This is a genomic window from Azoarcus taiwanensis, assembly GCF_012910885.1.
Classification (GTDB): Bacteria; Pseudomonadota; Gammaproteobacteria; order Burkholderiales; family Rhodocyclaceae; genus Azoarcus_F; species Azoarcus_F taiwanensis.
Genome location: NZ_WTVM01000123.1, coordinates 1 through 11,920, shown reverse-complemented (window position 1 = coordinate 11,920; position 11,920 = coordinate 1). Strand labels below are relative to the sequence as shown.

Below are 11,920 nucleotides of genomic sequence, written 5' to 3'. Positions count from 1 at the left end.
AAGGGCCTGGTGTCATGGAAACGCCCGCCAGTTCGCGGTTCACGCCGCTTCTACAATTGGTGGGCACGCACCGGCTACCGTCGCCACCACTACCCGTGGGAGCGGCGTGAGCCGCGAACTCGGCCTCAGCTACAGCAAAGCGCCTACTGTCGTCCGTCGGTCAACACACGCCAAGTGCCAGCGCAGCGGCGAAGGCTTCGCCCAGTTCTCTGCATCGCTGAAGATCCTCTTCGCCGATCCGCTTCGGCTGCAGAATGCGCTCCGGGGTCTGCGCGTGCGTGATTACGATCAGCGGCGGGGCGATCGCCTTCAACCGCCATCCGGTGACGATGCGCTCGATCTGCCTTGCCGCGCCCTGGCCGTCGCTACCGGCGCAGATCAGCGTGGCGTAGGGGCGTCCGTTGAGCTGGTCCAGCACCGGATAGTAGCAGCGGTCGAAGAAGTCCTTGAGCAGACCGCTCATCGTGCCCAGGTTCTCCGGGGTCGCGAACACGTAACCATCGGCTGCAAGCAGATCATCCGGCCCGGCCTCGGTTGCATGCAGGCAGCGGGTGTTCACCTCGGTTTCGGCCGCCGCGCCTGCCACAAAGGCCCCGGCCATCTGCAGCGTGCCACCTGTCATCGAGTGTTGGATCACGATCAGGCGCTTCACTTCCTTTGATTCCGTCAAGCTTCGATGGCCCTCATTCTTGCATGAAGCAACGGCAACGCAACAAACGAGCGCGTGCGTACGGGGTGCAATTGCACGCCGAAATCCGACAATCTTGGGAAGGGTTCATCGATAAACTCTTGCTCAGTCGTTCTGTCGCTTCGATAAAATGCGATCATATGACTTTGTGCTTATTACGATGCAGATGACCAGATGAACGTGCTCGGCGTGATCGGATCTCGCTTCTTCAGGCAGTTGCTCACGCGGCATCTGGCCTTCTTGCCGTCGCCTCCGACCTTCGTCGATACCATCGAGGCGGGAAGGCGGGCGCTTGCCCAGCCGGTGGATCTGATCTGTCTGGAACGGCATCTCCCCGATGGAGCGGGCCTTGATTTCGCCAAGGCGGTCAGGCGCAACCATCAGACGGCGAGCATCCCGATCCTGTTGCTCGCAACCGAGGTGGATCAGACGCTCTCCAGCGCAAGCCTCGAAGCCGGAGTCACCGAGGTTTTCAGCAAATACGAGCTTGAGAATCTGGCCACCTACGTCGAACAACGTTTGCGCAGTGAGGACGCCGCGCTCAAGTTCTCCGGTCGGGCGCTCCTTGTGGAGGACAGTCTGCCGGTTGCGCGCTTCATTCGTGAGGCTCTCGAACGCATCGGGCTGAGGGTGGATGCTTTCACCAGCGCCGAGAGTGCGCTCGAGGTGCTCAACACCCGGACTTATCAGATAGCGCTGATCGACGTGTTGCTCGAAGGGCAAATGTCAGGCCTCGGGCTGGTGCGGGAGATCCGTGGCGACAGCGAGGGGCGCAACCAGCAGATGCCGATTCTCGCGATGTCCAGTATGGAGGACGTCGCCCGGCGTATCGAACTGCTACGCCAAGGTGCAAACGATTTCCTCGCCAAGCCCATGTTCGAGGAGGAACTCGTCGCACGGGTCAGGAACATGGTGCGCCTCAAGCGCCTGCTGGACGAGAGCGAGGCGCAGCGTGAGCACCTGCGTCGCCTCGCCATGACCGATCAGCTGACCGGGCTCTACAACCGTCACTATCTGACCGAGATCGCTTCGAGGCGCATCGCCGAGGCCAATCGTCATCGAATCCCGGTCAGTCTGCTGGTGCTCGACATCGATCACTTCAAACGGATCAACGACAGCCTCGGGCACGACGCCGGCGACAGCGTCCTCGCCGAGACTGCTTCCAACATCAAGGACGCGTGCCGCGAGGGCGACGTGGCCGCGCGCACTGGCGGTGAGGAATTCGTCGTATTGCTGATCAACACCGCCGGAGCCAGGGCGGCCGAGTTTGCCGAACGACTGCGCAGTCGTATCGAAACCAGCCGTCCAGCCGGGCTGGACGTGACTGTCAGCATCGGCCTCGCGGAGGACGGAGGCCGCCATGATTGCACTTTCGCCTCGCTCTTCAAGGCAGCGGACGCCGCGCTTTATCAGGCCAAGGAAAGCGGTCGCAACCGGGTTGTGTCGATCGGAGTCTAGCCCCTTGTGGGCTGCTGCTTTCTGTCAGCCCACCCGAGTCGGGATTGCCATTGCTGCACGCTGTCAGGTCGAGAACTGACCGACCGCTTCGCGCATTCTCGCCGATGCGCGATCCAGCCGGACCACCGCCGCGTTGGTATGCGTCACCACGTCTACGTTCTGGTCCGTCATGGTCGCGACCTGCTCGATGTTGCGTGCCATGAGTTGCATGGCGTTGCGCTGCTCTTCCGATGAGTGGGTGATCTCGCTCACCATGTTGAGTGTCGTCTTCATCTGATCGTTGATGTTCCGCAGGGCGTGTTCCGCCTCGCTGACCAGGCGGACGCTATCTTCGACGTGCTGTGTTCCTGATCGCATGCCCATCACCGCGTTACCGGTCTCGTCGTTGATTCCCGCGACCATGCGACTGATGTCGGAAGTGGCCTGAGTGGTGCGCTCGGCGAGCTTGCGCACCTCGTCGGCCACCACCGAGAAGCCGCGCCCGGCTTCACCCGCCCGCGCCGCTTCGATTGCTGCATTGAGCGCAAGCAGATTCGTCTGGTCGGCGATCTCGCGGATGACATCGGTGATACGAGAGATCTCCTTGGATTTCTCACCCAATTGTTCGACGCGCAGTGCCGCAGACTTTACGCTCTGAGCCAGCACTTCAATGGAGGACACCGCATCGGCAGACAGCAGTGCGCCACGATGGGCGGCTTCGCCGGCCGATTCCGCCGCCGAGCGGGTCGATGTGGCGTGTTCGGCGACTTCACCGATCGAGACCGTGATCTCTTCGATGCCGGCTGCGGCCGACTGCGTCGCCTCAGACTGGCGACGTGCGGCGCCGTCGACCTCATCGACACTGGAGCGGACTTCGCCGGAAATCGAAACCACGGTTCCGGCGCAATCTCCGATCCCCTGAACTGTCGCCTGGATCGACGAGACGAAGCGGTCCATCTTGCGGGCAACCTTGCCGAGCATGTCCTGCCGGGGCAGATCGAAGCGCTGGCGCAGATCACCCGTCGTCAGCAGGTTCTCGAGGTAGCCGTCGATTGCGGCGACATCGCGGTTCAGTCGCGGCATGCTGACGAAAAGCAGCCACGCGGCCCAGGGGAGGGCGACCAACCCGAGCGCGAGCATGATCTCCGCTTCGAACGGAAAAGTGGTGACCGCCCCCAGCAGTTTCACGCTCGCGAGCAGCATGAGCAGTATCCCGCTGCCGATGGTCTGTACCCCGATGCTGTTGAACAGTGCCCAAGGAGACTGTCGCGCCGGCACTACCCGGCCATGCTCGATGCGGATCGATCGGTCGCCGTTGCGAATCCGCCCGTATGCGTCATCGGCAGCGGCCACTTCCTCGCGGCTGGGGCGCGTGCGCACGGACTGGTAGCCGACGATCCGGCCGTTCTCGCGGACCGGCGACGCATTGGCTACCACCCAATAAAAACCGCCGTCGCTGCGGCGGTTCTTCACCAGAGCGCGCCACGGCCTCCCAGCCTTGAGGTCGCGCCACATGTCTGCGAAGGCTTCGGCAGGCATGTCCGGATGCCGCACGATGTTGTGCGGTTGCCCGACCATCTGATCTTGTGCATAGCCGCTTATGTTCGCAAAGGCCTCGTTGGCTTCGACGATGATGCTCTTCACATCGGTGCGGGAATAAATGAACTGCCCTTCGGGAAGCAGTGTCTCGACATTCGTGGTCGGTCTTCTTTCGTGCATGATTGCCCCGGTGGTGCTTTCTTGTCGCTGATTGTTCTTTAGGCGTCCCGCGCGACAGTTGGCGGGTGACTCTGGCTCTTCTCGCATGCGAACGAGCTGCATTTGTTGTCTGCCAGCCTACCTGTAACGACGTAAAAGAGATATCACTTTAGGACTATTTTGCTGATTAGCAAGCGGCGCAATGGGACTACGCGGGGCAAAGCGCATTCCGCAACGCGCGCATCGGTTTGGGCTGCTAGACTGATATTCATAACCTGACCACGAAAGGTTCGTCACCATGGATGTCGATCTCGCCGCGTTTCGCCTGCATGCGCTTGCCAGCCTGACCACTGGGAAATCCGGTAGTGGGAGTACAGGACTCGCACGGGGTGTCGATTTTCTCGATGTGCTGCTTCAGGCGCGCGGCGCTCGGCAGCCGGAGACTACTGCTTCTGCCGGCATGGGCGGCCTGCTGGCTGGCGAGTCGTCCCGGGTCGATGCCTTGCTGACCCGGCTGGAGGCGAGCAACCGCGCTTTTCTTCAGCGTTACAACGCCCGAGTTGCGGAGATCGGCGATGAGGCTCAGGTTCTGGGCCGATTGCGTGAACGCCTGGCCGAGCTTGGCGCCTCGAGCAAGTCGCTCGAGGCGATACCCGAGACGAGTGGCAATCGCGAGATCAAAGCCGCGCTGCGGGATTTCGTCGCTCGTTATAACGCGTGGGATGCGGAGTTCGACCCCTACTTCGAACGCGGTGCGCTGCTGGATGGCAACCAGGCCGGTGACGTTGCCCGCTTCTCGTTGCGTCGTGAGGTTGGCTCCATCTTTCACGGCGCCGGCAATGGCGGCTTTGCCAAGGGGCTTACGGACATGGGAGTGAAGGTCATGTCCGACGGCCAACTGGGCCTCGATGAAGCGGCGCTTGATGAGGCCCTCGCGGCAAACCGTGCCGGCGCACTCAGGACCCTCGACAACATGGCACGCGCTTTCCGGGAAGCGGCGGAAATGCTCGCCTCGGACGGCCATCTGCTCGACCGACGCATAGAGAACGCCTCGCGAGCCATTGCCTGGGCGGATGAAAACCAAGCGAAGGTTGAGGCAGAGTTTGGGCCACGCAATTTCTGAGGGGTCAGACAGGCCTCAGGTAGTCAACCGAGCTCCGGAAACAGCACGTCGGTAAACCCGAAGCGGCTGAAATCCGTCACGCGCATCGGGTAGAGCGTACCGTTCAAGTGGTCACACTCATGCTGCACGACGCGCGCGTGAAAACCCTCCGCGAAACGGTCGATCGACTCGCCCTCTGGGGTGAAACCCTGGTAGCGGATGCGTACGTAACGGGGAACGACGCCACGCAGACCGGGAACTGACAGGCAGCCCTCCCAGCCGTCCTCCACCTCGTCGCCGAGAGGGGTGATGACCGGGTTGACCAGAACCGTTTTCGGCACTGGTGGCGCATCCGGGTAGCGCTGACTGTGCTCAAACCCGAAGATGACCACCTGCAGGCCGACCCCGATCTGGGGTGCAGCCAATCCCACGCCGCCCTCAGCGGCCATCGTGTCGAACATGTCGTCGATCAGTGCTGCCAGTTCTGGCGTGCCGAAAGCCTCGACCCGCGCTGCCGGTTGCAGCAAGCGCGGGTCGCCCATGCGGAGAACAGTGCGTACAGTCATTGCCTTGCCTCAGATTGTGAGCCGAGCGACCGCCTTGCGCATTCACTTGGATGGGCGGCACATGCGATGGATGTCGGAGCCTGCATGACTCTCCTTACGCGCAGGTCTCGGTACAGCAATCATGTCATGAACTCTGACGTCACGGCACCTTGTGATCAATGACACTTGACGCGGTGGCGATTCTGCCCCGATGCTTCTGCCGTCGACCAGCTTTGCTGCGATAGCTATCAACAACGCGGAACCGGCACCATGCACGGACCAATGACGTCTTCCTCACCGGATTCGATGTTCGAGTTGCGCCGGCACTTCATAGCCGCGCTGCCGTGGAAACTGCATGAGCTCAGCGAAGCTGCCAAGGCCCTCGACCGTTCCGGGTGGCATCGTGGTGTCCTGGAGTCGGCGCGTGTACTGGTTCATGGACTTGGCGCATCTGCGGAGGCTTTGGGTTTTCACGCCGTGTCGGCCGCGGCCCGCGCACTGGAGTCTCAACTCGACCAGTCATCGGCGTCGGACGGTCCGCTCGAAGATCAGGCTCGGCAAGCTATAAACCGAAATCTGACGCGGCTTGAGCGAGAGGTGCAAACCTGGCTCGATGAGCAGACGAGTGTGCCAACCGCGCCGGATGCGGCGCTGGCTCAGGCCGACATCCGGCAGCGCACTCCACCCGTTCTGCGAGAGGTGCTGTTGGCACAGCAGGGCTTTGCGCAAAGCGTGCTCGATTCGATGCCTGCCAACATTGCCGTGCTTGATTCAGGTGGTGTGATCATCGCGGTCAACACACCCTGGCGGCGATTTGGTGCGGAGAATGGGCGGGAGAGGATTGGCGGCCGTGAACAGCCTGACATCGGTGTCGATTACCTCGCATTCTGTCGCCAAGCGACCGGCAAGGGTGACGAGGTTCCACACGCTGCCGCCAAAGGCATTGAAGCCGTCATTGCTGGTGCGATGGATGAATTTCGCCTCGAGTATCCATGTCATTCCTGCGGTACGCTGCGGTGGTTCGAGATGCGGGTTACGCATCTGGTGGGTGGTGTCCCGGGCGTCGTCGTCAGCCATATCGACATCACTCAACGCAAGCTCGCCGAAGCGTCGGCCGAGCAAGCCAGACAGCGCCTTCGACTAGGCCAGCAGTTCGCCAACATCGGTACCTGGGACTGGAACATCGTATCCGGCGAGCTCTACTGGAGCGAACGCATCGCGCCTCTCTTCGGTTATCCCGAAGGGGGGCTCGAAACCTCCTACGAGAACTTCCTGGGCGCGGTTCATCCAGAAGATCGCCCGGCGGTGGCCGAAGCAGTCAATGCAGCGGTGGAACGTGATGATCCATATGAAATCGAGCACCGGGTCGTCTGGCCAGACGGCAGCGTGCATTGGCTGCTCGAGAGCGGTGCGGTCGAGCGTGATTCCGACGGCAAACCGATTCGCATGCTCGGAGTGGTCCAGGACATCGATAACCGAAAACGCGCCGAGCGAGAGTTGCTTGTATTCAAGCGCGTGTTCGATTCGGCTGAGCAAGGTATTGGCATCACCGACGGCGATGGCTGTCTGCTTTACAGCAACCCGACCCACGACCGCCTGCTCGGATACTCGTCCGGGGAATGCATCGGCATGCATTTTTCGAGCTTCATCGCCGAAGGCTCGAGAAGCTGGGCGCAGGAAGAGTTGCAGGCCAGCATCACGGAGGGGCGGGGGCGCAGCGGCCTCATGACCGTTCGGCGCAAGGATGGCAGCGAGCTGGTCGTCACGTCGAGTGCCGGTTTCATCGTCGGAAACGGTCCAAAGCCGGAGTACCTTTTCAACATCTTCAGCGACTACACGTCCGAGCTCGAACGTCAGCGGGAGCTCGCTGACGCGAGGGACGAGGCGGAACGCGCCAATCAGGCCAAGTCCGAGTTTCTCTCGAGCATGAGTCACGAGTTGCGCACGCCGATGAACGCCATTCTCGGCTTCACGCAACTGATGTAATACGATGAGGAGCTTCCGGCCGAGCATCAGGACAACATCAAGGAGATTCTCGAGGCCGGTCAGCATCTGCTCGAGCTGATCAACGAGGTCCTCGATCTCGCAAGAGTCGAGTCGGGCAACATCGATTTGTCCATCGAGCCGGTTGCGCTTGCACCGGTCATCCACGAATGCCTTTCGCTGGTCAGTCCGTTGGCACAACAGCGTGCGGTGACGCTCAACCGTGAGGCCCTGACCGGCGTCGCGGTGCGGGCCGACCGAACCCGGCTCAAGCAGGTCTTGATCAACCTCATCTCGAATGCGATCAAGTACAACCGCGAGGGCGGTACGGTCTGGCTGGAGGCGCGAGCGCTTTTGGACGACCGGCTAAGGGTGCAGATTCGTGACACCGGTAGCGGTATCGCGCCCGAGCGGCTTGCCGAACTCTTTCAGCCATTCAGTCGGCTCGGGGCCGACTCGAGCGATATCGAAGGCAGCGGCATCGGCCTGACGATCTCACGTCGAGTGGTCGAGATGATGGGTGGCTCGATCGGCGTCGAAAGCGTGCCCGGCACCGGCAGCACCTTCTGGATCGAATTGCCGCTCGAAATGGCGAGCGAAAACTTTCCGGATGCGGTAGCCAATCCGGCCGACGATGCCGCAGGCTTGCCGGTGGTCACCGGTAGCACAAGGGCGGTGCTCTACATCGAGGACAACCCCTCCAACCTCACGCTCGTCGCGCAGATTCTCGGGCATGTACCAAACATCCAGCTGCTCACCGCCCACACGCCCGAAGTTGGCATTCAGCTTGCGCGGGACCGCCGCCCCGACCTGATCCTGCTCGACATCAACATGCCCGGCATGAATGGCTATCAGGTGCTGGAGATTCTCAAGACCGATGCCCGTCTGGGCCAGGTACCGGTGCTCGCCCTCACCGCGAAAGCCATGCCCAGCGATATCGAGCGGGGCATGGCTGCCGGCTTCGCGGACTACCTCACGAAGCCGCTGGATGTCCCGCGCTTCATCGAGATCTTGAGTCGCCATCTGAACGGACGCATAGGTTGACGCGTCGACTCACACGACATACGTCGTGCGGAATTTAACGCCTGTCTACGACAAAATGGCGAAAGTTGTGCGGAAATGCCGTATATTAGGATGTCGTGTGAGCTATGTACTAGACAATAAGGGTATGCGCTGCTTCACTACCTAGCGACGAGGTCTGTGCAAGAACGCAATCTGTCGCCAACCGCGGTCGACCTGAAGCGTGTTTGCAGGGTGAACCCAGCGGGTAATGCAGCATAAGGCGCAAGGCAACGGGCGGTTCGCCGGGACTGCCCTCTGAAAAACGGTCAAGCAGCATGTTCATCAAACTGGGTGAGCAGGCTTGAATGAAAAGCCAAGTAGTATCAGGAGAAGATTGCATGAAGATTTCGACGACCCTCTACACGCTGGTAGGCGCCTTGCTCGTTCTTGCGGGCCTACTGGCCGGGGGGGGCCTGTATGGGATGAAGAACACACTTCAGGGGCTCAATGACGTCTACCTTGATCGCGTCATTCCGTTGCGTGACCTGAAAATCATAGCGGACGAATATGCAGTGGCGGTCGTGGATGCGGTGCACAAGACAAGCGACGGTCAAATGACTCCTGCCGAGGCGGCGCAGCGCATGCGGCAGGCACAGCGAACCATCGAGCAGACTTGGCAGGGGTATCTGAGTACCACTTTGGTTGCGAGAGAGGCGGAGCTTGCTCGACAGGCAGAGACTCTGATGCGAGAGGCGAACGCGCTTGTTGTACGTCTCATTCCACTGCTCGAATCAATGGCCGCGGCCCAAGCGTGGGAGGTAGAACGACTCCAGGGGGAATTGGAAGACATTTCAGTTGGAGCGCTCTATCCTGCCATCGACCCCATTTCTGGCAAGCTCGGTGAGCTCATTGATTTGCAGCTCGATGTGGCAAAGAGTGTCTTCGAGAAAGGTCAGGCCGACTATCGCCTGCTCTTCGGGCTGATCAGCATTGCTCTGCTTGCAGGGGTCATCGGCGGTTTGGGCGTCTCCACCTGGCTGATCCGCGTGCGGGTAAGCGGGCCACTGGACGATGCACGAAACTTCGCGGCACGAATTGCGAACGCGGACCTGACTGGTGACCTCCGCAGTCGGCATGACGACGAGATCGGCACGCTCGCCCGGTCGCTGCGCGAAATGCGTGACGCGCTGAGGGCCATGGTGGAACTCATCAACGCCAACGCCAACCAGATCGCGGCGTCGAGCGAGCAATTGACCGTGTCCTCGGACCAGATCTCGCAGGCGTCCGGGCAACAATCGCAGTCCGCATCGTCAATGGCCGCCGCAGTGGAGGAAATGACGGTGAGCGTCAATCACATGTCGGACTCCGCCAAGGATGCGCGCGAAATGGCGCAAAGCTCCGGCGAGGCGGCACGTCAGGGGCGCGAGGTGATCGAAGCGGTGGTCAGCGACATTCAGTGCATCGCCACATCCGTCACCCAGGCAGCGGGCGAGGTGCGCGAGCTTGGCGATCATTCGCGCGAGATTGCGACGGTCGTGAATGTGATCAAGGAGGTGGCCGACCAGACGAATCTACTGGCCTTGAACGCTGCGATCGAGGCGGCGCGTGCCGGGGAGCAGGGCCGCGGCTTTGCCGTCGTCGCCGACGAAGTGCGCAAACTTGCCGAACGCACGTCGGCGTCGACCGAACAGATTGCCCGCATCATCGGCAACATAACCAGTGGCACTGGTCGTGCGGTGGCCAGCATGGAGAAGCAGGTGGTGGAGGTCCAGACGGGCGTCGAACTCGCTTCCAGAGCGGGCAAGGCGATTGGCGAAATCAACGTCGCGTCGGAGAAGGTGCTGGGCGCTGTGGCGGAGATCTCCGAAGCATTGGGCGAGCAGGCCTCGGCAAGCAACGATATCGCGCGAAACGTCGAAAGCATCGCAAGCATGGGTGAGCAAACCCATGCGGCGGTGCGCGAGTCCGCGAGCGCTGCACGGCATCTGGCCGATCTGGCGGCCCAGCTGCAACAGGCGGTGAGCAAGTTCAAGCTCTAGTCGCGGTGGCCGCCTTTCGGAGAGCAGTGCGAACGCTTGTGGTCAGGCGTGATGGGCTTCGAACAGGCCGGCCAGAATGGGCGAGAGCACGAAGTCGAACTTCGCCACGAGCGACGCCACCGGGTCTTCCACCGGCACAAACTCGGTCAGCAGCAGCGGGCGCAGCGCCTCCGGCACCCTCGTGAAAAGCCCGTCCCGGAGGTTGAGCGCTTCACCTGCGACGTAGATCTGGGTCACAAAGGGGCGGGCGCCTTCCTGGAACACCGCCGCGTGAATATGCGGCGTGCGCCCGGGGTAGGGCACCGGGCGGATGGTGCGGAAGCGATAGCGCCCTTCGTCATCCGTGATCGTGTGACCGAAGCCCTGAAAGTTCGGGTCCTCGGCAATGGCTTGCCGGTCACGCGGATGCCGGTAGCGGCCATTGGCGTCGCACTGCCAGATCTCCACGCGCAGCCCGGCCATCGCACGGCCATCCATATCCACCACCCGTCCGTAGAGATCGGCGATCTCACCGGCGGCCCGCCCACTGCGTCCCTCGACCTGGGTGAGGTCGTTGTCCTTGTGCAGCGGCGGCGTCACCGGATAGAACGGACCCAGCATCTGGCTAGGGGTGGGCGTGAGCTGAGAAGCGGTGAGCGGGGCTGCGAGCAGTGCGGCCCCACTCCCGAGGAGCAACTGGCGGCGACGTTGGGCGACTCTGTTCATGACTGGGACTCGGCGAACTGGGAATGCTGCTGGGACTGTGCTCCGTAGCGCGTGTTCCCCACTTGCCGCGATACGGCAGGGTACGCGCATGAACGTCACGGTGCGTGACAGCCAATCGTAGCCGTCCATCCGCGCCGGGCGTATGATTTTGATTGGCACTGTTTGCGCCGCGGCGATCACGATTCTATTCCGCTCATCCAACTTCATCGGAAGAGTCCATTGCCGGCCCTCCGAGTCATTGCAAGGATCGGGTATGCGCCCTTTACGACTGACACACGCCCTTCCTTGGCTTCTGCCACTTGTGATAGCACTTGCGGGATGTGTACCCTCAGTCACAGTTCGACCGCCGACGGCAGCGGAGATCGAGCGGGCAAAGGCGGATCGGCTCGCGATCGTGCTCTTCCAGGTCATGGCCAGCATCGATGGCAAGCCTGTGTCTCCGCTTGGGCCAGGCGACAGCAACAATCCCGTGCGCATCTATCTGGCAAGTCTGGAGGAGCACGAGGCGCCCAAGCGCATGTCGCTCTCTGCGCCCTCCGAGAAGGCTGCCGCTGAGGGCTGGCAATACCTGGTGCTGCCGCCCGGTGTCTATTACCTGCTCGTCTTGCCGCCGGGTGTCGAGCAGAATCCGCCAGCCGTAGCTTATGCCGCCCGTTACGGCAGGTTTGGCCGACTGACGGAGTACGCGTTCGTGCCGGGGCGGGGTGGCTTCTGGGCGCCC

General features: G+C 61.8%; 10 protein-coding genes. 6 read left to right on the top strand and 4 right to left on the bottom strand.

What is annotated here, in order from left to right; all coding sequences use genetic code 11:
* Window positions 1-160: 160 nt before the first annotated feature.
* Complete coding sequence (locus tag GPA21_RS16055) at window positions 161-652, bottom strand: flavodoxin family protein (protein WP_339379784.1); 492 nt, start codon at window positions 650-652, stop codon at window positions 161-163.
* Between the two features lie 210 nt (window positions 653-862).
* Here GPA21_RS16055 and GPA21_RS16050 point away from each other — a divergent pair, with 210 nt between their 5' ends.
* Window positions 863-2,146 carry a diguanylate cyclase gene (locus tag GPA21_RS16050; protein ID WP_168989141.1) on the top strand — a complete coding sequence of 428 codons (1,284 nt, stop codon included), beginning with the start codon at window positions 863-865 and terminating at the stop codon, window positions 2,144-2,146.
* A 63-nt stretch (window positions 2,147-2,209) separates the two neighbouring features.
* On the opposite strand, the gene GPA21_RS16045 is transcribed toward GPA21_RS16050, so the two are convergent.
* Window positions 2,210-3,844, bottom strand: a complete 1,635-nt coding sequence (locus GPA21_RS16045; RefSeq protein ID WP_168989140.1) for a methyl-accepting chemotaxis protein — start codon at window positions 3,842-3,844, stop codon at window positions 2,210-2,212.
* A gap of 277 nt (window positions 3,845-4,121) precedes the next feature.
* Here GPA21_RS16045 and GPA21_RS16040 point away from each other — a divergent pair, with 277 nt between their 5' ends.
* Window positions 4,122-4,946 (top strand): hypothetical protein, encoded by an 825-nt coding sequence (locus tag GPA21_RS16040; protein ID WP_168989139.1) that lies wholly within the window; start codon window positions 4,122-4,124, stop codon window positions 4,944-4,946.
* A gap of 23 nt (window positions 4,947-4,969) precedes the next feature.
* Here GPA21_RS16040 and def read toward each other — a convergent pair whose 3' ends face one another.
* Window positions 4,970-5,491: a peptide deformylase gene (gene def / locus GPA21_RS16035; RefSeq protein ID WP_168989138.1), complete on the bottom strand. Its 522-nt coding sequence runs from the start codon at window positions 5,489-5,491 to the stop codon at window positions 4,970-4,972.
* 249 nt (window positions 5,492-5,740) lie between these two features.
* Here def and GPA21_RS16030 point away from each other — a divergent pair, with 249 nt between their 5' ends.
* From GPA21_RS16030 to GPA21_RS16020, 3 genes are all read left to right on the top strand, one after another.
* The gene (locus GPA21_RS16030; protein WP_168989137.1) at window positions 5,741-7,456 is read left to right on the top strand and encodes a PAS domain S-box protein; all 1,716 of its coding nucleotides are present in this window, start codon (window positions 5,741-5,743) and stop codon (window positions 7,454-7,456) included.
* 126 nt (window positions 7,457-7,582) lie between these two features.
* Window positions 7,583-8,497: an ATP-binding protein gene (locus tag GPA21_RS16025; RefSeq protein WP_168989136.1), complete on the top strand. Its 915-nt coding sequence runs from the start codon at window positions 7,583-7,585 to the stop codon at window positions 8,495-8,497.
* A gap of 356 nt (window positions 8,498-8,853) precedes the next feature.
* The gene (locus tag GPA21_RS16020) at window positions 8,854-10,494 is read left to right on the top strand and encodes a methyl-accepting chemotaxis protein (RefSeq protein WP_246262009.1); all 1,641 of its coding nucleotides are present in this window, start codon (window positions 8,854-8,856) and stop codon (window positions 10,492-10,494) included.
* Window positions 10,495-10,536: 42 nt separating this feature from the next.
* Here the strand turns inward: GPA21_RS16020 and GPA21_RS16015 are convergent, their stop codons facing one another.
* Window positions 10,537-11,199, bottom strand: coding sequence for a dioxygenase family protein (locus GPA21_RS16015; RefSeq protein ID WP_168989134.1), 663 nt, complete (start codon window positions 11,197-11,199; stop codon window positions 10,537-10,539).
* Between the two features lie 394 nt (window positions 11,200-11,593).
* Between GPA21_RS16015 and GPA21_RS16010 the strand changes: the two genes are divergently transcribed.
* Window positions 11,594-11,920 (top strand): hypothetical protein (locus GPA21_RS16010; protein ID WP_168989133.1); only part of this gene is annotated, 327 nt, incomplete at its 3' end.